The sequence below is a fragment of the Novosphingobium pentaromativorans US6-1 genome (assembly GCF_000767465.1).
GTDB classification, from domain to species: Bacteria; Pseudomonadota; Alphaproteobacteria; order Sphingomonadales; family Sphingomonadaceae; genus Novosphingobium; species Novosphingobium pentaromativorans.
In genome coordinates, this window is the sequence record NZ_CP009291.1 from 808,057 (window position 1) to 828,950 (window position 20,894).

The 20,894-nt window shown below is 64.3% G+C and carries 22 protein-coding genes; 11 read left to right on the forward strand and 11 right to left on the reverse strand.

The window, feature by feature from the left end:
- Positions 1–18: 18 nt before the first annotated feature.
- Complete coding sequence (dnaJ, locus tag JI59_RS03640) at positions 19–1,152, reverse strand: molecular chaperone DnaJ (protein ID WP_007015262.1); 1,134 nt, start codon at positions 1,150–1,152, stop codon at positions 19–21.
- A gap of 78 nt (positions 1,153–1,230) precedes the next feature.
- Positions 1,231–3,138, reverse strand: coding sequence for a molecular chaperone DnaK (gene dnaK, locus JI59_RS03645; protein ID WP_007015263.1), 1,908 nt, complete (start codon positions 3,136–3,138; stop codon positions 1,231–1,233).
- 195 nt (positions 3,139–3,333) lie between these two features.
- Here dnaK and JI59_RS03650 point away from each other — a divergent pair, with 195 nt between their 5' ends.
- Positions 3,334–3,912 carry a copper chaperone PCu(A)C gene (locus JI59_RS03650; protein WP_238532636.1) on the forward strand — a complete coding sequence of 193 codons (579 nt, stop codon included), beginning with the start codon at positions 3,334–3,336 and terminating at the stop codon, positions 3,910–3,912.
- The gene (locus tag JI59_RS03655; RefSeq protein ID WP_052117826.1) at positions 3,912–4,415 is read left to right on the forward strand and encodes a hypothetical protein; all 504 of its coding nucleotides are present in this window, start codon (positions 3,912–3,914) and stop codon (positions 4,413–4,415) included. Before JI59_RS03650 ends, JI59_RS03655 begins: the two co-directional genes overlap by 1 nt.
- A 70-nt stretch (positions 4,416–4,485) precedes the next feature.
- Here the strand turns inward: JI59_RS03655 and JI59_RS03660 are convergent, their stop codons facing one another.
- The 3 genes from JI59_RS03660 to hrcA all read right to left on the reverse strand — a co-directional run bounded on the left by JI59_RS03660 (position 4,486) and on the right by hrcA (position 6,521).
- Positions 4,486–4,743 (reverse strand): YgdI/YgdR family lipoprotein, encoded by a 258-nt coding sequence (locus JI59_RS03660; protein ID WP_007015266.1) that lies wholly within the window; start codon positions 4,741–4,743, stop codon positions 4,486–4,488.
- Positions 4,744–4,873: 130 nt separating this feature from the next.
- Positions 4,874–5,461, reverse strand: coding sequence for a nucleotide exchange factor GrpE (gene grpE, locus JI59_RS03665; protein WP_007015267.1), 588 nt, complete (start codon positions 5,459–5,461; stop codon positions 4,874–4,876).
- 16 nt (positions 5,462–5,477) lie between these two features.
- The gene (gene hrcA, locus JI59_RS03670) at positions 5,478–6,521 is read right to left on the reverse strand and encodes a heat-inducible transcriptional repressor HrcA (protein WP_038575469.1); all 1,044 of its coding nucleotides are present in this window, start codon (positions 6,519–6,521) and stop codon (positions 5,478–5,480) included.
- Positions 6,522–6,603: 82 nt separating this feature from the next.
- Here hrcA and rph point away from each other — a divergent pair, with 82 nt between their 5' ends.
- From rph to JI59_RS03690, 4 genes are all read left to right on the forward strand, one after another.
- The gene (rph, locus tag JI59_RS03675; RefSeq protein WP_007015269.1) at positions 6,604–7,320 is read left to right on the forward strand and encodes a ribonuclease PH; all 717 of its coding nucleotides are present in this window, start codon (positions 6,604–6,606) and stop codon (positions 7,318–7,320) included.
- Positions 7,321–7,448: 128 nt separating this feature from the next.
- A complete protein-coding gene (gene rdgB, locus JI59_RS03680) occupies positions 7,449–8,078 on the forward strand; it encodes an RdgB/HAM1 family non-canonical purine NTP pyrophosphatase (protein WP_007015270.1) in 630 nt (209 codons plus the stop codon).
- A 9-nt stretch (positions 8,079–8,087) separates the two neighbouring features.
- Complete coding sequence (gene hemW, locus JI59_RS03685; RefSeq protein WP_007015271.1) at positions 8,088–9,239, forward strand: radical SAM family heme chaperone HemW; 1,152 nt, start codon at positions 8,088–8,090, stop codon at positions 9,237–9,239.
- Positions 9,236–10,147, forward strand: coding sequence for a tyrosine recombinase XerC (locus JI59_RS03690; protein ID WP_007015272.1), 912 nt, complete (start codon positions 9,236–9,238; stop codon positions 10,145–10,147). Before hemW ends, JI59_RS03690 begins: the two co-directional genes overlap by 4 nt.
- Before the next feature lie 24 nt (positions 10,148–10,171).
- Here the strand turns inward: JI59_RS03690 and gshB are convergent, their stop codons facing one another.
- The 3 genes from gshB to rsmI form a co-directional block, all read right to left on the reverse strand.
- The gene (gshB, locus tag JI59_RS03695; RefSeq protein WP_007015273.1) at positions 10,172–11,158 is read right to left on the reverse strand and encodes a glutathione synthase; all 987 of its coding nucleotides are present in this window, start codon (positions 11,156–11,158) and stop codon (positions 10,172–10,174) included.
- A gap of 93 nt (positions 11,159–11,251) precedes the next feature.
- Positions 11,252–11,611 (reverse strand): YraN family protein, encoded by a 360-nt coding sequence (locus JI59_RS03700; RefSeq protein WP_007015274.1) that lies wholly within the window; start codon positions 11,609–11,611, stop codon positions 11,252–11,254.
- Positions 11,612–11,621: 10 nt separating this feature from the next.
- A complete protein-coding gene (gene rsmI / locus JI59_RS03705; RefSeq protein ID WP_038576898.1) occupies positions 11,622–12,449 on the reverse strand; it encodes a 16S rRNA (cytidine(1402)-2'-O)-methyltransferase in 828 nt (275 codons plus the stop codon).
- A 40-nt stretch (positions 12,450–12,489) separates the two neighbouring features.
- Here rsmI and JI59_RS03710 point away from each other — a divergent pair, with 40 nt between their 5' ends.
- Positions 12,490–13,647, forward strand: a complete 1,158-nt coding sequence (locus tag JI59_RS03710) for a penicillin-binding protein activator (protein WP_007015276.1) — start codon at positions 12,490–12,492, stop codon at positions 13,645–13,647.
- A gap of 57 nt (positions 13,648–13,704) precedes the next feature.
- Entirely contained in the window at positions 13,705–15,711 is a 2,007-nt protein-coding gene (gene parE, locus JI59_RS03715; RefSeq protein ID WP_007015277.1) for a DNA topoisomerase IV subunit B, read from the forward strand.
- Between the two features lie 19 nt (positions 15,712–15,730).
- Here the strand turns inward: parE and JI59_RS03720 are convergent, their stop codons facing one another.
- Together JI59_RS03720 and JI59_RS03725 are read right to left on the reverse strand one after the other, a co-directional pair.
- Positions 15,731–16,471, reverse strand: coding sequence for an NYN domain-containing protein (locus JI59_RS03720; protein WP_007015278.1), 741 nt, complete (start codon positions 16,469–16,471; stop codon positions 15,731–15,733).
- Positions 16,472–16,508: 37 nt separating this feature from the next.
- Positions 16,509–17,723, reverse strand: a complete 1,215-nt coding sequence (locus JI59_RS03725; RefSeq protein WP_007015279.1) for a glycosyltransferase family 87 protein — start codon at positions 17,721–17,723, stop codon at positions 16,509–16,511.
- Positions 17,724–17,856: 133 nt separating this feature from the next.
- On the opposite strand from JI59_RS03725, the gene JI59_RS03730 reads away from it, so the two are divergent.
- Genes JI59_RS03730 through JI59_RS03740 form a run of 3 tightly spaced genes read left to right on the forward strand, consistent with a single transcriptional unit; the run spans position 17,857 to position 20,316 of the window.
- Entirely contained in the window at positions 17,857–18,702 is an 846-nt protein-coding gene (locus tag JI59_RS03730; protein ID WP_007015280.1) for an AAA family ATPase, read from the forward strand.
- 1 nt (position 18,703) lies between these two features.
- Positions 18,704–19,129, forward strand: a complete 426-nt coding sequence (locus tag JI59_RS03735) for a GFA family protein (RefSeq protein WP_007015281.1) — start codon at positions 18,704–18,706, stop codon at positions 19,127–19,129.
- Positions 19,130–19,134: 5 nt separating this feature from the next.
- Positions 19,135–20,316: a vWA domain-containing protein gene (locus JI59_RS03740; protein WP_007015282.1), complete on the forward strand. Its 1,182-nt coding sequence runs from the start codon at positions 19,135–19,137 to the stop codon at positions 20,314–20,316.
- 68 nt (positions 20,317–20,384) lie between these two features.
- On the opposite strand, the gene JI59_RS03745 is transcribed toward JI59_RS03740, so the two are convergent.
- Positions 20,385–20,855, reverse strand: a complete 471-nt coding sequence (locus tag JI59_RS03745) for a YybH family protein (RefSeq protein ID WP_007015283.1) — start codon at positions 20,853–20,855, stop codon at positions 20,385–20,387.
- Positions 20,856–20,894 lie beyond the last annotated feature (39 nt).

The following is a 20,894-nucleotide window of genomic DNA, read 5'->3' on the forward strand; positions in this document are numbered from 1 at the left end:
TGCGGACCTCCGCTTCGCCTATTCGGTCAGGTCGCTCCACACGTCCTTGATCCGGTCGAAGAAGCCTTTCGACTGTGGGCATTCGTCACCGGTCTCGGTTGCCTGCAACTCGCGCAGGAGTTCCTTCTGGCGCGCAGAGAGCTTGGTCGGCGTTTCGACCGTGATCTCTATCACCAGATCCCCGCGGCCGCGGCCCTGCAGAACAGGCATGCCCGCGCCGCGCTTGCGGAGCTGCTTGCCGGACTGGATACCTGCCGGAATATCGAGCGCGATCTTCGCCCCGTCGATTCCCGGGATTTCGATCGATCCGCCCAGCGCAGCTGTGGTGAAGGTGATCGGCACCTGCGTGAGAAGAGTCGTCCCCTCGCGTTCGAAGACGCGGTGGCGCTTCACATGCAGGAAGATGTAGAGATCGCCCGGAGGCGCTCCGTAAGGCCCGGCCTCGCCCTTGCCCGATAGTCGGATCCTCGTGCCGGAATCGACGCCGGCGGGAATTTCCACTTCCAGCGTCTGCGGCATGTCGACGCGCCCCTCGCCGCGGCAGGCACGGCAGGGAGACTCGATCACCTCGCCGCGACCGTGACAGGTCGGACAGGTGCGTTCGACGACGAAGAAGCCCTGCTGCGCGCGCACCTTGCCGTGACCGGCGCACATGTTGCAGGTGCGCTTGCCGGTGCCCGGTTCGGCGCCCGAGCCACTGCAAGGCTCGCACGATTGCGAGACTTCGATGGTGATTTCGCTCTGCTTGCCGTGGAACGCCTCTTCAAGGCTCACTTCCATGTCATAGCGCAAATCGGCGCCGCGACGGGCCTGCTGACGGGCACCGCCACCGAAGGCGCTGCCAAAAATCGATTCGAAGATATCGCCGATATCGCCGAACTCGGCGCCCATTCCGCCGCCGCCGCCACCGCCCATGCCCTGCTGGAACGCGGCGTGACCATAGCGGTCGTAAGCGGCGCGCTTCTGCGGGTCCTTGAGACAGTCGTAAGCCTGACTGATGGCCTTGAAGCGGGATTCGGCTTCGGCATCCCCCGGGTTCTTGTCCGGGTGATATCGCATGGCGAGGCGACGGTAGGCCGACTTGATGGACTTGTCGTCGGCAGTCCGCTCGACCTCGAGCAGTTCGTAGTAGTCTATTTCGGTAGCTGACACGTATCTAACCCCCGCAGATAACCCGGGCGTCACCGGCGCGCATTGCACCGGTGACGCCCACGGTTTTCATCAGGACGTTCAGCCCTTGTTTTCGTCGACTTCCGAGAACTCGGCGTCGACCACGTCCTCGTCACCCGAAGGCGCGGCCTCCGGCGAGGCAGCAGCGGACTGCTCCTTCTCGTAGATCGCCTGACCCATCTTCATGGCGACTTCGGTCAGCGCCTGGGCCTTGGCCGTGATCTCGGCGGTGTCGCCGCTTTCGAGAGCCGTCTTGGCTTCGGCGATGGCGGTCTCGACTTCCGACTTCAGGCCGGCGTCGATCTTGTCACCGTTTTCGGCAAGCTGCTGCTCGGTCGCGTGGACGAGGCTGTCCGCGTTGTTCTTGGCTTCCGCCGATTCACGACGCTTCTTGTCCTCTTCGGCGAACTTCTCGGCATCCTTGACCATCTGGTCGATGTCGGCGTCGGACAGACCGCCCGAAGCCTGGATGCGGATCTGCTGTTCCTTGCCGGTGCCCTTGTCCTTGGCGGACACGTTGACGATGCCGTTCGCGTCGATGTCGAAAGTGACTTCGATCTGCGGCACGCCCCGGCGAGCCGGCGGGATGCCGACGAGGTCGAACTGGCCGAGGAGCTTGTTGTCCTGCGCCATTTCGCGTTCGCCCTGGAACACGCGGATCGTCACCGCCTGCTGGTTGTCCTCGGCAGTCGAGTAGACCTGGCTCTTCTTCGTCGGGATCGTCGTGTTGCGGTCGATCATCTTGGTCATGATGCCGCCCAGCGTCTCGATGCCCAGCGAAAGCGGGGTCACGTCGAGCAGCAGCACGTCCTTGACGTCGCCCTGGAGGACGCCGGCCTGGATCGCCGCGCCCATGGCGACGACTTCGTCCGGGTTCACGCCGGTGTGCGGTTCCTTGCCGAAGAATTCCTTCACGACTTCGCGTACCTTGGGCATGCGGGTCATGCCGCCCACGAGCACGACGTCATCGACTTCCGCAGCCGAGATGCCGGCATCGGCCAGCGCCTTGCGGCACGGCTCGATGGTGCGCTTGATGAGGTCGGCGACCATCTTCTCGAGGTCGGCGCGGGTAACCGTTTCGACCAGGTGAAGCGGGGTCGTCGCGCCGCCTTCCATGCGCGCGGTGATGAAGGGCAGGTTGATCTCGGTCGTCGCAGCCGACGACAGCTCGATCTTCGCCTTTTCGGCCGCTTCCTTCAGGCGCTGCAGAGCGAGCTTGTCGGTCCGCAGGTCCATGTTTTCCTTGGCCTTGAACTTGTCGGCCAGCCATTCGACGAGCTTGGTGTCGAAATCTTCACCGCCCAGGAACGTGTCGCCGTTGGTCGACTTCACCTCGAACACGCCGTCGCCGATCTCGAGGATCGAGACGTCGAAGGTGCCGCCGCCAAGGTCGTAGACCGCGATGGTCTTGCCGTCCTGCTTGTCGAGGCCATAGGCGAGCGCGGCCGCGGTCGGCTCGTTGATGATGCGCAGCACTTCGAGACCCGCAATCTGGCCGGCATCCTTGGTCGCCTGGCGCTGCGCGTCGTTGAAGTATGCGGGCACGGTGATGACGGCCTGCGTGACGGTCTCGCCCAGATAGCTCTCGGCGGTTTCCTTCATCTTCTGCAGGGTGAAGGCCGAGATCTGCGACGGGCTGTAGTCCTCGCCGCCAGCCTGGACCCACGCGTCACCGTTCTTGCCCTTGACGATGTGGTACGGAACCAGCTCGGTGTCCTTCTTGGTCACCGGATCGTCGAAGCGGCGGCCGATGAGGCGCTTCACTGCGAAAATCGTGTTGTCACCGTTCGTGACAGCCTGGCGCTTGGCCGGCTGACCGATCAGGCGTTCGCCGTCCTTGGTGAAGGCGACGATCGAAGGCGTCGTGCGCGCACCTTCGGAGTTTTCAATGACCTTGGGCTTGCCACCGTCCATGACGGCGACACAGCTGTTGGTGGTGCCAAGGTCGATACCAATTACTTTTCCCATTATCCCCATTCCTCACGTCAGTGGATGACACCGCACGGATCGCCTCCCTGACTAGAGGCAAGGCGGCTTGCGCGGCTCGATGACGTTCAATGTCGTCGGGGGGCGATATAGGAGCGGTTTTTCTTGGAACAAGACCGCCACAATGGCATTACCCCCGCTAATTTTTCGAGGGTTTCCAGGAAGGATGTGTCTCAGGTGAAAATCTTTCGTTCCGTGGCAGTTGCTTCGGCGCTGGCCGTGGCCGCATCGCTGGCGGGATGCCAGCAGTCCGAAGCCCCTGCCGGCAATGCGACCGAAACCGCCGATTCAGGCAATCCGGACGCGAAGCCGGGCATTTCCGGCAGCGACGGCCGCATGATCCTGCCGGTCGTTGCAGATCGCCCGGGCGCAGTCTACTTCAGTATCCGCAACGAAGGACCGCAGCCGGCTACCCTGGTCGGCGTCCATGTCGCGGGAGCGGGAAAAGTGCAGATGCACAAGACCGAAGGCGGCAAGATGTCTTCGGTGGACTCGCTCGAGATCGCGCCCGGCGGCGTGCTGGATTTCGCTCCCGGCGGGTATCACGTCATGGCCTTCGACATCGACGATACGCTCAAGACCGGTGAGAGCACCGAGCTGACGCTGACTTTCGCCGACGGGGACAAGCTGTCGATGCCGCTGCAAATCGAGACTATGGGCGGCGGCATGCAAAGCGGCATGACCGGCGGCATGGACCATTCCGGAATGGAGGGCGGCTCCATGCAGGACGGCGACATGGCGGGAATGCACCACTGATCGACCTTGCCGAAGCCGGTCCTTGCGCGCCGGGCGGCGAACGCCGCCTGACGCCGGGCGAGATTGCCCTCGCAGGATCGGTCTTCGGCGACGCCATCGACCTTGCGGCGGTGAAGATCCGGCGTCGACGCTGGTTCCCCCTTCAGCCGGTCGACACGGTGATGGCCCCTTGCGGACACATCCATTTCCACCCGCGCTCGACGCTATACCTCGCAGATTTCTCCTGCGCGTCGACGACGCTGCAGGGCCTCTTCATTCACGAGATGACGCACGTGTGGCAGGCGCAGCGCCAAGGGCGCTGGTACCTGCCGCTCATGCGCCATCCGCTTTGCCGCTATGACTATGCGCTGAGACCGGGCTGGAGGCTCGATCGTTACGGCATCGAACAGCAGGCCGAAATCGTCCGGCATGTCTTCCTGCTGCGCCGGGGACACGCCGTTCCGGGAGCGCCCCCACTGGAGTCCTACACTGGGATTCTGCCGTTCGACGGCACACCGGCATAGAAACCGGCAAGAAAAAAGGGCGCAAGATCGGCTCTTGCACCCTTGTTTCCGGTAATCCTATGCCGTGGGATCAGCAGTCGCGGTCCCAGTAGCGACGGCCATCGCGGTCATAGCGATAGCAACCCTTGTCCTTGTCGACCTGCGAGCCGACCGCCGCGCCCGCGGCCGCGCCGATCGCAGCGCCGGTCCCGACGTCACCCCCAGTCACGGCGCCGACACCGGCCCCGAGAGCTGCACCGCCGAGCGCACCTTCGCCGGCATAGTTGCTGGCACAGCCAGCGAGGCCAAGAGCCCCGGCAGCAATAACGGGGAGGATGAACTTGCGCATGGAACGTCTCCGAAAATCAGCGTGGGTCTATCTGATCAACGGAGGGGAAGCCCCTTGGTTCCTGATTTGTGCCACGGACTGTCGCCGCCCTGCCCCCGGTTATCCCCATGGCAGGGCGGCGAAACGCGTATCAGTCGGGCTTCTTGGCCACTGCGACCATGGCCGGACGCAGCAGGCGGTCCTTGATCATGTAACCGGCCTGCAGTTCCTGCACGACCGTTCCCGGCTCCGCATCGGCGGACGGCACTTCGATCATGGCCTGGTGCTGGTTGGGATCGAGCGGCATGCCCATGGCTGCAATGCGGGTGATGCCATGGGTACCGAAGACCTTCTCGATCTCGCGGCTGGTGGCCTCGATACCGGCGATGAAGGTCTTTACCTTCTCGTCCTCGCGCAGATCGGCGGGAATCGCCGACAGCGCACGGGAAAGGTTGTCGGCTACCGAGAGAATGTCGCGAGCGAAACCGGTCGCAGCATAATTGCGGGTATCGGCAATGTCCTTTTCAAGCCGGCGGCGCACGTTCTGCGTCTCGGCGCGGGCGTAAAGCACGTCCTGCTTGGCGACTTCGAGCTCTTCGCGCAGCTTCGCGAGCTCGTCTTCGGCGACGTCGTTGTCTGCGCCCTTGTCTACCATATGTTCCGGCACACCCTTCAGTTCTTCGGCCACCGCGGGATCTGCAGCCTGATCCTGTGACGGCTGAGTCTTGTCTTCAGTCATTATTCTAAGGTTCCAGCTATCCGATGAGCTTGCCCAGGCTCTGGGCGGTGAAGTCCACCATGGGGACGACTCGTGCATAATTCAACCGCGTCGGGCCGATAACCCCCACAACTCCGACAACGCGGCCATCCCGGTCGCGATAGGGCGATGCGATCACCGAAGACCCGGAAAGCGCGAAAAGCCGGTTTTCCGAGCCGATGAAAATGCGCGTCGATTCAGCCTCTCGCGCCATTTCGAGAAGATCGGCAACCGACTGCTTGTTTTCAAGGTCGTCGAGCAGCGAACGCACCCGTTCGAGATCCGACAAAGCGCCCTCATCGAGCAGGTTCGCCTGGCCTCGCACGATCAGCACCGGCCGCTGCATCACGTCTTCGCTCCACACGGCAAGGCCGCGTTCGACCAGATCGCGGCTTGCCGCATCGAGAGCCGACTGGCCCGAGGCGATCTCGGAGCGCATCAACCGCACCGCCTCGCCCAGCGTCCGGCCTGTCAGCCGGGCCGAGATATAGTTCGACGCTTCCTCCAGCGCGCCCATGGGCAGCGAGGCCGGCAGATCGACGATGCGATTCTCGACCGCGCCGTCATCGCCGACCAGAACGGCAAGCGCCCTTCCCGGCGCGAGCGGGACGAGTTGCAGGTGCTGGAGGCGCGGCTCGCGCTTGGGCACCATGACCACCCCGGCGCTCGACGTCAGGCTGGACAGCATCGTGCTGGCCGCCTCGAGCGCGGCTTCGATGGGCCCCGGCTGCGAGATCCGCCGTTCGATGACCGCGCGTTCCTCTGCCGTGGATTCAGCCACCTGCATGATCCCGTCGACGAAGAGGCGCAGGCCCGCCTCGGTCGGCAACCGCCCCGCGCTCGTATGCGGCGCGGCCAGCAGGCCCAGCGATTCGAGATCGGCCAGAACCGAGCGAATCGAGGCCGATGACAGGTTCACGCCCGTATTGCCGGACAGGGCCTTGGACCCCACCGGAGTACCGGTCGCGATGTAACCTTCGACGACAAGGCGGAAGATCTCGCGCGCCCTCGTGGTCAATTCGGTGATGGGTGGTGTCGTCATGCGCTGCAATTTAGGCATTGGGCTTGCAGCCTCAAGCTTAATACGCCTAGGGCCGCTGCAATCTTAGCTACGAGGACAGTACATGCGACCTTCCGGCCGTGCGCCCGACGAAATGCGCGCTATCGACATCCAGACCGGTTTCACCAAGCATGCCGAAGGCTCGGTGCTGATCTCCTTCGGCGATACCCGCGTGCTCGTCACCGCCTCGGTCGAGGAAAGGGTTCCCCCGTTCCTGCGCGGCAAGGGCGAAGGCTGGGTCACGGCAGAGTACTCGATGCTCCCGCGCGCCACGCACACGCGCGGTTCTCGCGAAGCGGCCAAGGGCAAGCAGTCGGGCCGCACACAGGAAATCCAGCGCCTGATCGGCCGCAGCCTGCGCTCGGTCGTCGACATGAAGAAGCTGGGCGAACGCCAGATCGTCCTCGACTGCGACGTCCTGCAGGCCGATGGCGGCACCCGCACGGCTTCGATCTCTGGCGCCTGGGTCGCCCTGCGCCTGGCCGTCGACAAGCTGATGGCCGAGGGCAAGATCCTCCAGGACCCGATCGAAGCGCGCGTTGCCGCGATTTCCTGCGGCATCTGCGAGGGCACCCCGGTTCTCGACCTCGACTACATCGAAGACAGCTCGGCCGGTGCCGATGCCAATTTCGTGCTGATCGAGGGTGGCAAGATCGCCGAGGCTCAGGCCACCGCGGAAGGCGATACCTATGACGAGGAAGGCCTGCTGCGCCTCCTGCGCCTTGCCCGCATTGGCTGCGAACGCATCTTCGCCGCTCAGGCCAAGGCGGTAGGGCGCTAAGGCTTCGTCTGGAGTGGCCGTCGCCTCCGCGCAGTCGGGCCCCGCTTTCCTTCAGGCCAGACCGAAGGGAGCGGGAACCCGTCATGGGCCGGAGGTGACGGGAAACATGGTGCCGACAGGATAGTGACATGACCCGAAAGCTCGACAGCAAACGCCTCGTCATTGCCACGCACAATGCGGGCAAGCTGAAGGAAATCGGCGCGCTGCTGGCGCCTTACGGCATGGAATGCCTCTCGGCAGGACAACTGGGCCTGCCCGAACCGGCCGAAACCGGAAAGACCTTCATCGAGAATGCGCTGATCAAGGCACGGGCCGCGGCGCAGGCCTCGCAGCTTCCTGCGCTTGCCGATGACAGCGGGCTTTCGGTGGCGGCATTGGGCGGACGCCCCGGGGTCTACACCGCCGACTGGGCCGAGCGTCAGTGGTTCGAAGGAGAACCCGGGCGCGACTGGTACATGGCGATGGGCAAGGTCGAGGGCCTGCTGTGCGAGCAGGGTCCCGAAGTCGATCGCTCCTGCTGGTTCAGCTGCGTGCTCGCCATCGCCTGGCCCGACGGTGACAGCGTGGTCTACGAGGGTCGGGTGAACGGCACTTTTTCGTGGCCGCCGCGCGGAACGATGGGCTTCGGCTACGACCCGGTCTTCGTGCCGAACGGCCGCGACACGACCTTCGCGCAGCTCGACCCCGAGGAAAAGCACAAGATCAGCCACCGCGCCGATGCTTTCGCCAAGCTGGTCGCGGAGCAGTTCGGCGGCTAACATCGGCTGATGGCCCGCGCGCTCTACATCCACTGGCCGTTCTGCCTCGCAAAATGTCCTTATTGCGACTTCAACAGCCATGTCCGCGAACGCGTCGACCACCAGCACTGGCAGGACGCGCTGCTTGCAGACATGCGCCACGAACATGCGCTGGCGGGCGGAGAGCCTCTCGATTCGATCTTCTTCGGCGGCGGCACGCCCTCGCTCATGCCGCCGGCGCTGGTCGCAAGGCTGCTTGAGGAAGCCGAGCGGCTCTGGGGCTTTGCACCGGGCATCGAGATCACGCTGGAGGGCAATCCGTCCTCGGTGGAAGCGGCCAACTACGCGGCACTGGCCTCGGCCGGGGTAAACCGGGTGTCGCTCGGGCTGCAGGCGCTCGACGATGAGACACTGCGCTTCCTCGGCCGACTCCACGATGCACGCGAAGGGCTGGACGCGCTGGAAGTCGCGCAGCGCCGGTTCGACCGGGTGTCCTTCGACCTCATCTATGCCCGCCCCGGACAGAACGTCGAGCAATGGCAGGCTGAACTGCAGCGCGCCCTGTCGTTCGGCACCGGCCATCTCTCGCTCTACCAGCTCACCATCGAGCCCGGCACGCGTTTTGCCACGATGGTGCGCCAGCACACGTTCGAACCGCTCGACGAGGATGCCTGCGCCGACATGTTCGCGCTGACCCGCGAGTTGACCGCCGGCGCCGGACTTCCCGCCTACGAGATCAGCAACCACGCCCGCCCCGGCGAAGAGAGCCGTCACAACCTCACCTACTGGCGTTACGGCGACTATTGCGGGATCGGTCCCGGCGCCCACGGGCGGCGCGGCGGCATGGCAACGGTGCGGCATCGCAAGCCGGAGAACTGGCTCGCAGCGATCGCCGAACAGGGCCACGGCACCAGCGAAGAACGTCCGCTCGGGCAAAGGGAACAGGCTTCCGAAGCCATGCTGATGGGCCTGCGCCTGCGCGAAGGTGTGGATCTTGAGGTCATGGCGTCACGCTTTGCCCTGCCCCAGGAAGCGCTTTGCAATGCAGACAAGGCTGCCTTCTACGAAGGTCAGGGCCTCGTCTGGCGGCAGGACTCGCGGCTTGGTGTCGCCGAAAACGGTATGCCATTGCTCGATGCCTTGCTCGGCGAACTGGTGCCCGAAGAACTCGTCGAACCGTGACGGCCAAGGCGGACCTCCTCGAAGCCTGGGGCACCCATCTTGCACAGGGACGCAGGCGCAGTCCGCACACCGTCCGCGCCTATGTCGCCACGGCTTCGCGCCTGCTCGACACGCTTGGCGAAACCGACTGGCCGCAACTGGCCAGCCTCGATGCCGCGGCCTTGCGCCGCCAACTGGCAGCCCGGCGACAGGAGGGGATCGGCAATGTTTCAGCCGCGCGCGAGCTTTCGGCGCTCAAGGCCTTCCTGATCTTTGCCCGCGAAAAAGCCGGCATGACCGACGCGATGCCTCCGCGCCTGCGCGGACCACGCATCAAGAAGGGCATTCCGCGTCCGGTTACGCCGGACGAAGCGGTCAATCTCGCCGTGGCCGTCGATGAAGACGCGCGGGAGGAATGGATCGGCGCGCGCGACCGGGCGGTCCTGCTCCTGCTCTACGGAGCCGGGATGCGCATTGCCGAGGCCCTGTCCCTGACGGCTTCGGTCCTTCCGCTAAGGGATACGCTGGTCGTCACCGGCAAGGGTGCAAAGCAGCGGGTCGTGCCCCTGCTCCCGATCATTCGAGATGCGGTGGACGACTATGTCGCCAAGTGCCCGTGGCCCGTCACGCACGAGAACGACCGGAAGGATCCCCTGTTCAGGGGGGCGAAGGGAGGTCCCCTGTCGCAAGGCATGGTGCAGAAGGCCGTAGCCCGCGCCCGCGTCAGCCTGGGATTGCCGCCGAGCGCGACGCCGCACGCCTTGCGCCACAGCTTCGCGACGCACCTGCTCGGGGCCGGGGCGGACCTGCGTTCGCTGCAGGAACTCCTGGGTCACGCTAGCCTCGGCTCGACGCAGATCTACACCAGGGTCGATGCAGCGACCCTGCTAGACGTCTATCGCAACGCCCATCCGCGCGAACGGGAGTAGTCCGGGCGGGCTTCCCGCAGGAGCTTACATCGCCGCGTGACGGCGCTCGATCGCCTCCCAGATCAACGCCGAGGTGTCGGTACCGTTAAATCGGTCGATTGCGACGATCCCGGTCGGCGAGGTCACGTTGATCTCGGTCAGCCACTTGCCGCCGATGACATCGATACCGACGAAAACGAGGCCGCGCGCCTTGAGTTCCGGTGCAAGCGCCGCGCAGATTTCCTCTTCGGTCGGGCTCAGGGTGGTCGCTTCGGCCGAGCCGCCCACCGCGAGGTTCGAGCGGAACTCCCCTTCGCCGGGCTTGCGGTTGATCGCGCCCGCAAACTCGCCGTCGACAAGGACGATGCGCTTGTCGCCTTCGGAAACATCGGGAAGGAACGGCTGCACCATGAACGGCTCGACCCAGGCATTCTGGAACATCTCGACCAGGGCGCCCAGGTTGCTCCCGTCGGCCGGGACCCGGAACACCGCCTTGCCGCCATTGCCGTGCAGCGGCTTGACCACGAGGTCGCCGCCAAGACCGGAAGCGACCTGCCGCTGCTGGAACAGGCGTACGTCCTCGATGCGGCGGGCAATGAAAGTCGGCGGCATGAAGCGCGCGTAGTCCAGAACGAAGACCTTCTCCGGCGCATTGCGGACCGAAGCGGGATCGTTGACGACGAGCGTTCGGCCTTCAAGCCGCTCAAGCAAGTGCGTCGCCGTGATATAGCCGAGGTCGAACGGGGGATCCTGCCGCATCAGCACGACATCGATGTCCGCGACGAGATCGATCAGGCGGTACTCACCGAGCGTATAATGCGCACCTTCGACGCGCTGCACCGTCACCGGCGCGCCCCAACAGGTCAACCTTCCGGCGGCACCTTCGGATGCGTCGTAAGCCAGTGTGCGCACATCGTAATGATAAAGCGTGTGGCCGCGGTCCTGCGCAGAGAGCATCAGGGCGAAGGAAGAGTCGCCTGCAATGTTGATGCTTTCGATCGGGTCCATCTGAACGGCGATGCGTAACGTCATGGAAAATCGGGTCCTTGGGTTGCTGCCGTGGTCCGCTTAATCCCAAATTCGCCCGCGTGCGACCTGTTTCCGGTTCCACGCCGCAAATCAGAACTACCGCCCGGGTTGCCAGGCATTGACGATCCGGCGAGGCCATGTGCGCGGTGCCATGAGCAGAACGTCGATGCGGATATCGTCGCCGTCTCTGGCGAAGCGCGGGGCCAATGCTTGCGCGCTTGCGGCCACGCGGCGCAGGCGGTGCGCGTCGATGGCGCTGTCCAGATCCTGCGCCCGGGCGCGCCACTTCACCTCGACGAAGCACAGGACCCTTCCCCGACGCGCCACCAGATCGACTTCACCGCGCGGCGTGCGCGCGCGGCTCGCGAGCACCCGCCAGCCCGATAGCCGCAGGTACCAGGCAGCCAGTGTCTCGCCGCGCCGACCGCGCCGTTCGGCCCGGGCCCTGCGGTTCATCGCGGAACCGTCACTTGAGTTCGAGCGCCCGCGCATAGAGCTCCTTGCGATCCATGCCGGTCGCCTTGGCGACCTTGGCCGCGGCCTGCGATGCCTTGGAATTGGCCAGCTCCGCCAGCAGCATAGCATCGACATCGACTTCGCCGACGGGATCGTCCGATGGCGGCGCGATCATGAGGACGATCTCTCCCTTGGGCGGATGCGCGGCGTAATGGGCAATGATGTCCTCGGGCGTGCCGGTCCTGCATTCCTCGAACTTCTTGGTCAGCTCGCGCGCCACGGCGACTTCGCGGCCCGGCAGGGTGGCGGCGATGGCCTGGAGAGAGGCTTCGAGCCGCGGCGCGGTCTCGTAGAAGATCAGGGTGGCGGGAACGCCCGACAGTTCCTGCAGCACGCTTTCGCGCGCCCTGGCCTTGTTCGGCAGGAACCCGGCGAAAAGGAAGCGATCGTTGGCAAGGCCCGACAGGGTCATGCCGACAATCGCCGCATTGGGCCCGGGCAGGCTGGTAACGGCAATCCCCCGCTCACGGGCCGTGCGCACGAGACGATAGCCCGGGTCGGATATCAGCGGCGTTCCGGCATCGCTGACAAGCGCGACCGGCTCTGCCTCCATCAGGGCCAGGAGCCGCTCGCGATCCCCCTCCCCGGCGTGGTCGTCATAGCGGATCATCCGCTTCTTTATTCCAAGGTGATGCAGCAATTTACCCGTTACCCGGGTATCCTCGCAGGCGACGGCACCGACTCCCCGCAATACCTCGATTGCACGGAGCGTTATGTCGCTCAGGTTGCCAATGGGGGTTGCCACTATATAGAGGCCCGGCGAAAGACTGTGTTCCATCGCGAGACTCATGGCCCAAGGACTACGGGAGCGGCAAGCAATGTTCGACAAACGCCTGAACAGGCGCAATCTTCTCGCCGCGGTAGCGATGGCGGGACTGAGCGCCTGCAGCATCGTTCCCAAGACGACAGCGCCAACGCCCACGCCCACTGCATCGCCCAGCGAAAGCGTGATCCAGGAGGACAACGACCGTCATCGGATCGCCCTGCTTGTCCCGATTTCAGGCCCCAACGGCGCTGTCGGCCAGTCGATCGCGAATGCGGCCAACATGGCGCTGCTCGACACCAATGCCGGAAACCTGCGCGTGACGACTTACGACACGGCCAGCAATCCGGGCGAAGCCGCCAAGCGCGCCGTCGCCGATGGCAACCGGCTGATTCTCGGGCCGCTGCTGTCTGACAACATCCCGGCCGTCGCCAACTTCGCGCGGCCGGCCAAGGTGCCGCTGATCTCGTTCTCCAATGACGAGGAAGCCGCATCCAAGGATGTTTTCATCATGGGCAACCTGCCGGGCCAGTCGGTCGCGCGCACGGTGCGCTATGCCAGTTCGCGCGGCATCACCAGCTTTGCCGCCCTGATCCCGCGGGGCGAATATGGCGACCGCGCCAGCACCGCCCTCCTTGCCGCCGTGCGCGATACAGGCGGCGCAGTGATCGCCATGGAGCCCTATGACCGGACCGCTGCGTCGATCTCCTCCGCCGCCCAGCGCATCCATGCCAAGGACGGCTATGGCGCGCTTTTGATCGCCGATGGCGGCAACATGTCGGCCCGCGCGGCGACGCAGTTCCGGACCGGAGGAACCAAACCCCAGGTCCGGATCCTCGGCACGGAACTGTGGAGCGGCGAACGCGCCGTCTCGACCACGCCCGCCCTTGCCGGCGCGTGGTTCGCCACCGTGTCCGACCAGCGCTTCGGCCAGTTCTCCAAGAGCTACCGCACCCGCTTCGGCAGCCAGCCCGCGCGCATCGCCACCCTTGGCTACGACGCGGTCCTGCTTACCCTTCGCGTCGCGCGCGACTGGAAGGTGGGCAAGCCGTTCCCGACTTCGCAGATGCTGGAGAGCGGCGGCTTCCTCGGTCTCGACGGTCCATTCCGCTTCACTCGCGGCGGCACCATCGAACGCGCGCTCGAAGTGCGCGAGATCGAAAAGGCCGGCGTCAAGGTCGTCAGCCCCGCGCCCACGCATTTCGGCGACTGAGGATAAGAACACGGCCATGCTTGATCGGGGATTTCACTGTCCCGTATAGGATCACGCATGGCCGATGACCTCTTCGACAAGCTGCCGTCTGCGGGCGGAGAATCCTACGACGGTTCCGCGATCGAAGTTCTGGAGGGTCTCGAACCCGTCCGGCGACGCCCCGGCATGTACATCGGCGGCACCGATGAACGCGCGCTTCATCACCTCGCGGCCGAAGTCCTCGACAACGCGATGGACGAGGCCGTCGCCGGCCACGCCAACCGCATCGAAGTCCTGCTGGAGGAAGAACCGGGAACGGCCGGTCGCCTGACGATCACCGACAACGGACGCGGCATCCCGGTCGACGAACACCCTAAGTATCCGGGCAAGTCGGCGCTCGAGGTCATTCTTTCGACCCTGCACTCGGGCGGCAAGTTCTCCGGCAAGGCCTATGCCACTTCCGGCGGCCTCCACGGTGTCGGCATCTCGGTGGTCAATGCCCTTTCGGTGAAGACACGCGTCGAAGTGGCCCGCAACAAGGAACTCTTCGCGCAGGAGTTCTCGCGAGGGGCGACGCTCGGCCCGCTGCAGAAGGTCGGCGCCGCGCCCAACCGCCGCGGCACGTCCGTCACCTTCACACCCGATACCGAGATCTTCGGCGACCAGAAGTTCAAGCCGAACCGCCTGTTCAAGCTGGTTCGTTCCAAGGCCTACCTCTTCGCCGGGGTCGAGATCCGCTGGAAGTGCTCGCCCTCGCTCGCCAGCGACGACGTTCCGGCCGAAGCGACGTTCCAGTTTCCCGGCGGCCTTGCCGACCACCTTGCCGAGCAGATCGGCAGCCGCGAATGCGTGACTGCGCAGTTCTTCTCCGGTTCGCAGGAATTCCCGGAAAACGATCAGGGCCTCGAACTGGGCCGCGTCGAATGGGCAATCGCCTGGCCGCTCTACTCGGACGGCGCCTATTCCTGGTACTGCAATACCATCCCGACACCCGATGGCGGCACGCACGAGCAGGGCCTGCGCGCTGCGCTGACCAAGGGCATCCGCGCCTTCGGCGATCTCGTCGGGCAGAAGAAGGCCAAGGACATCACCCCTGACGACATCGTCGTCGGTTCGGAAACGATGCTCTCGGTCTTCATCCGCGATCCCCAGTTCCAGAGCCAGACGAAGGACCGGCTCACCAGTCCGGAAGCCGCCCGCCTCGTCGAGAACGCGATCCGCGACCATTTCGACCACTTTCTTTCGGACAACCTCGATCGCGGCAAGGCCCTGCTCGGTGCGGTCATGGAGCGCATGGACGATCGCCTGCGCCGCAAGGCCGAACGCGACGTCAAGCGCAAGACGGCAACCAATGCCAAGAAGCTGCGCCTGCCCGGCAAGCTCACCGACTGTTCGGGCGAAGGCAATGGCGAGACCGAGCTGTTCATCGTCGAGGGCGATTCGGCAGGCGGTTCGGCCAAGCAGGCACGTGACCGCAAGACGCAGGCGATCCTGCCGATCCGCGGCAAGATCCTCAACGTCGCCAGCGCCACCTCGGACAAGATCCGCGGCAACCAGGAAATCGCCGACCTCAACCTCGCACTCGGCTGCGGGTCGCGCAAGGACTGCAACGCGGACAACCTGCGTTACGACCGCATCATCATCATGACCGACGCCGACGTCGACGGCGCGCATATCGCGACGCTGCTGATGACGTTCTTCTTCCAGGAAATGCCGGACATCGTGAAGCGCGGCCACCTGTACCTTGCCCAGCCGCCGCTCTATCGCCTGACTGCGGGCTCTACCTCGGCCTATGCCCGTGACGATGCCCACCGCGCCGAACTCGAAGCGACGAAGTTCAAGGGCAAGAAGGTAGAAGTCGGCCGCTTCAAGGGTCTCGGCGAAATGAACCCGCAGCAGCTGCGCGAGACGACGATGAGCCCGGATTCCCGCTCGCTCATCCGCATCACCTTACCGCCCGAGTATGAAGACCGGGCCGCGGTAAAGGATCTCGTCGATCGCCTGATGGGCCGCAACCCCGAGCACCGTTTCCAGTTCATCCAGAACCGCGCCGGCGAAATCGACCGCGACCTGATCGACGCCTGATCGTCAGTCTGGCGCAGCCTTACCGCACGCGTTTGACGAACAGCCCGCTATCGCGCTTTTCGGTCGTGAAATTGGGCAGGGATTGCACCAGTTCGGAGAGGCGGGAAAAGCCGTAGCTGCGGGCATCGAAGGATGACCGGTTGGCGACGCGCTGGCCGACTTCGGAGAGGCTGGCAAATCCGTCGTCGTCGCGCTTGCTGGCTTTCCAGGCATCGCCCAGAAGCTTGACCAGTTCCTTGTCGACTTCGGGCTTGGCCGTCTCTTCGCCCTGCTCTGTGCGTTCGTCGTCCTCGACCATGGCGTCCAGGTCGATGAAGCGGGTGCACGCCTCGCGAAAAGCCTCAGGCGTGCGAGTGGAACCGAAGCCGTAGACAGGGGTACCGTTCTGCCGAATCCGGATGGCGAGCGGCATGAAGTCGCTGTCGCTCGACATGATGCCGAATCCATCGACATGACCGCCGTACAGCAGGTCCATCGCATCGATGGTCATCTTCATGTCGGTGGCATTCTTGCCCTTGGTGAGGTCGAACTGCTGCTGCGGTTCAAGTGCATGGCGATGCACCAGCTGCGACCAGCCCTTGAGTGCCGTCTTGCTCCAGTTCCCATAGACCCGACGGACATTGACGGTCCCGAGATCGCCGAGGATCGTCAGCGCGGCATCGAGCGTTGCCGGCGATGCATTGTCGGCATCGATGAGCAAGGCGATGTTGCGGTTCTGACGTTGCTTGCGGTCGGCCAATTGCGGCTCCTCTCGGTTCATTTCACAGGTTCCTGCATAGCCCAAAACACCGGGCGGGCTAGGGTTGCAAGGCAATCGGCGCGCGGGGGTGAGCTTCGGCGGAATAGCGGCGAAGCAGGACCCAGAACAGGAACCCCAGGATCAACGGCATGATCGGTATGCCAAGGTGAAGGCCAATGGGCCGCGCGAAGACCGGCGCAATGAAGGCAAGTGCGAGGGCCAGCTTCTCCCAATCGCGGAAGCCATCTGCGATCCCGCGGCTGGTCAGCCAGAGCAGCGGAAAGGCGAGCAACACCATGTCGTAATCGAGGACGAAAGGCGTCACCAGCGGCGCAGCTGCGAGCATGAGCGCGCCCAGTGCCGGCGAATAAGGTCTTGCCCGGAAGGCCCGGATCAGAAGGATGATCGTCGCAAGGCCCACCGCCGCCTGCGCACCATAAGCCAGGCCGGGCGTGAGCCCGATCAGTCGCGCCCCTGCGAACACGCTCGTCATCTTGCCGAAGCCTACTGCGCCTTCGACCATGGCCACCTGCGCTCGCCCGCTTGCCGCATACCAGCCCGCGAAGGTGTCAGCCCCGAAGGCCAGCGCGGATAGCAGGGCCAAAGCGAAAGCGGTGACGGCGGCCGAAGCGATCACCTTCCACTCGCGGGTCAGCAGCAGGACCAGCGGGACGAGGATGCCGAACTGCGGCTTGATCGTAGCCAGCCCGAAAAGAATTCCGGCAATCACGGGCCTGCCGGGCACCAGCAGCGCCCCCAGTCCCAAAAGCGCCGCAACCATGAAGGAAGTCTGCCCGTGGGTGATGACGATGGGCACGGCCGGGAAGGCAAGAACCAGCAGCCAGAGCGGAAAGTCGAACCGCAACGCGGCCTGCCAGCGACGCACTGCGATGACGTATATCCCGCTCGTTGCCAGCAGCCAGCTGACCAGGGCCGGAAAGTAGGAAAGAAATCCGAGGGGCCAGCAGAACGGCAGAAATGTGGGTGGATAGAAAAAGGCCGTGTAGCCTCCGGACGAGGCAAAGAACTTTCGCTGAGCGGCGATATGCGCTGCACCGTCATACACGTTGCCATGGTCCTGCAGCATGTGGCCGACGGTCCAGAAACTGACGAAGTCGCTGCCCAGCAGGAAGCCGTTGGCATCCACGCCGTCCTGCGATGTGGCGACGAGAAGCACCAGCGATGCAACATTCAGAAATGCGATGATCCGCAAGTAGGCCACTGCCCTGTCACGGCCCAACCAGTCCATCTTGCGCAGAAAATCGGCCCCCATGGGCAAACTTGTGCAATGGGCAGAAGGCGATGTCCATGCCCCGCGCGCGGTTTGCCTCCCTGCAATGAGACTTGCCATGCTGCGGCGCACCAAATAGGGTTTAATCGAACATTTAAAATTTCGGGAAGTTTCGATGCAGCGTTTTGAAGGCACCAGCAGTTATGTCGCCACCGATGACCTCAAGGTCGCGGTGAACGCCGCCGTGCTTCTGCGCCGGCCTCTCCTGGTCAAGGGCGAGCCGGGCACCGGCAAGACCGTGCTGGCCGAGCAGATCGCAGCGGCGCTCGGCGCACCGCTCATCACCTGGAACGTCAAGTCGACGACCAAGGCGCACCAGGGCCTTTACGAGTACGATGCGGTCGCCCGTCTGCGCGACGGCCAGCTGGGCGACGAACGCGTCCACGACATCCGCAACTACATCCGCAAGGGCAAGCTGTGGGAAGCCTTCACCTCGGAGAAGCTGCCCGTCCTGCTGATCGACGAGATCGACAAGGCCGATATCGAGTTCCCGAACGACCTTCTCGCCGAACTCGATCGCATGGCTTTCGACGTCTATGAGACCGGGGAGCACATCGCAGCGCAGGATCGCCCGATCGTCGTGATCACCTCGAACAACGAGAAGGACCTGCCCGACGCCTTCCTGCGCCGCTGCTTCTTCCACTACATCAAGTTCCCGGACCGCGAGACGATGCAGGCGATCGTCGACGTCCACTTCCCCGGCATCCAGAAGACTCTCCTCACCAAGGCGATGGAGATCTTCTACGAACTGCGCGACGTGCCCGGCCTCAAGAAGAAGCCGTCCACCAGCGAGCTGCTGGATTGGCTCAAGCTCCTGCTCAACGAGGACATGCCGCTCGACGTCCTGCAGAACCAGGACCCGAGCAAGGCAATCCCGCCGCTCCATGGCGCGCTGCTGAAGAACGAACAGGACGTGATGCTGTTCGAACGCCTTGCGTTCATGTCGCGCCGGGGCGCCTGAAATGAGCGCACCCCATAACGGACGCTGCAACTGCGGCGCCGTTACCGCGACGGTCAGCGGCGAACCGCTCTGGGTGCGCCAGTGCTGGTGCCGGCAGTGCCAGAAATCGGCTGCAGGCAGCGCAACCACCAATGCCCTGTTCATGACCGATGCCATCGCGATGGACGGTGAACTCTCCTGGTTCTGCTATACGGCGGCCAGCGGCAACACCATCGAGCAGGGCTTTTGCGGCAAGTGCGGAACGGCGATCATGGGCCGCAACTCCTCGCGGCCGAAAGCCTGCGTGCTTCGCGTCGGCTTCCTCGAGGAGAGCGACCGGCTCGCTCCCACTTCCGCAATCTGGATCGAGGATGCGCCTGAATGGGCCGTGATCGATCCCAGGCTCGAACAGTTCCCGCGCCAGCCCCCGGTTCCGCCGAAGAGCTGATCGCCATGCTGCTGAACTTCATCGACGAGCTGCGGGCGGCCGGCATCCCGGCATCGCTCAAGGAGCATCTCGTCCTGCTCGAGGCGCTGGACCGCGATGTCATCGAGCAGACGCCCGAAGCGTTCTACTACCTCAGCCGCGCGACTTTCGTGAAGGACGAGGGCCTGCTCGACCGCTTCGACCAGGTGTTCCAGAAAGTCTTCAAGGGCGTGTTCACGGACTACGGCCAGCAGCCGGTCGACATCCCTGAAGAATGGCTCAAGCGCATCGCCGAACGGTACTTCTCCGAGGAGGAAATGGAGAAGATCAAGGCGCTAGGCTCCTGGGACGAGATCATGGACACGCTCAAGAAGCGGCTCGAGGAGCAGCAGGGGCGTCACCAGGGCGGCAACAAGTGGATCGGCACGGGCGGAACCTCGCCCTTCGGCAATTCCGGATACAACCCCGAAGGTATCCGCATCGGCGGGGACAGCCGCAACAAGCGCGCAATCAAGGTCTGGGAAAAGCGCGAGTTCGCCAATCTCGACAACACCAGGGAACTTGGCACACGCAACATCAAGGTGGCGCTGCGCCGCCTGCGCCGCTTTGCCCGCGAAGGCGCGACCGAGGAACTCGATCTCGAGGAAACGATCCGCGGCACGGCCAAGCAGGGCTGGCTCGACCTGCACATGCGCCCCGAGCGGCACAACGCCGTCAAGGTCCTGCTTTTCCTGGACGTCGGCGGTTCGATGGATCCGTTCATCAAGGTGATGGAAGAGCTGTTCAGCGCGGCAACCAGCGAATTCAAGAACATGGAGTTCTTCTACTTCCACAATTGCCTTTATGAGGGCGTGTGGAAGGACAATCGTCGCCGCTGGTCTCAGCGCACGCCGACTTGGGACATCCTCCACAAGTACGGACACGACTACAAGGTCATCTTCGTCGGCGACGCGGCGATGAGCCCCTACGAGATCAGCCACCCGGGTGGCTCCGTCGAACACATGAACGAGGAGCCGGGCGCAGTCTGGCTGCAGCGCGTGATGCAGACCTATCCCGCGACGGTCTGGCTCAATCCCACGCCGGAAAGGCAATGGGACTATTCGGGCAGCACCCGACTGATCCGCGAGATCCTGGGCAACGCGATGTTCCCGATGACACTGGAAGGGCTCGATGCGGCCATGCGCGAACTGTCCCGCAAGAAGCACTGAGCCCGGCAGCCCTCCCCGCCCGTCAGGCCGGGGAAAGGACCGCTCGGCAATGGCCCTCCAGGTGGATCTCAGGTCTTCGGCGGGTAGTCCAGATGCTCGTGGATCGACTGCCAGTTCCCGTCGGGCTGCTTCTGGAAGACCTCGCTGTAGCGCACGTCGCCTTCCTTCGTCTTGCCATCAGTACCGGTGAAGTGCGCGGTGCCCGAAGCGATGAACAAGTCCGGGCCAAGGATCTGGAACTTGGGTTCGGGCATCTCGACATGGTTGAACTTCATGTCGACATACTGCGCATTCATGACGTGGAGCGCCACTTTACCGCCGATGCGCTCTGGCTTGCCCGGATCGAACGCAACGACGTCGGCGGCGTACATTTCGTCGATCTTCTGCAGATCCATCGACGACAGTGCCTTGGCGAAATTGTCGAGCACGGCTTGTGCATCGGCTTGCGTCAAGGGCTGGGCCGCCTGTGCAGCAGGTTGCTGGCTGCAGCCGGCCAGAGAAAGCGCGACCAGACCCAGGGCGAATGAAACAACTCGCATATTGTCCCCTCCATTCATCGCGGCAGCTTTGCGCTGCTC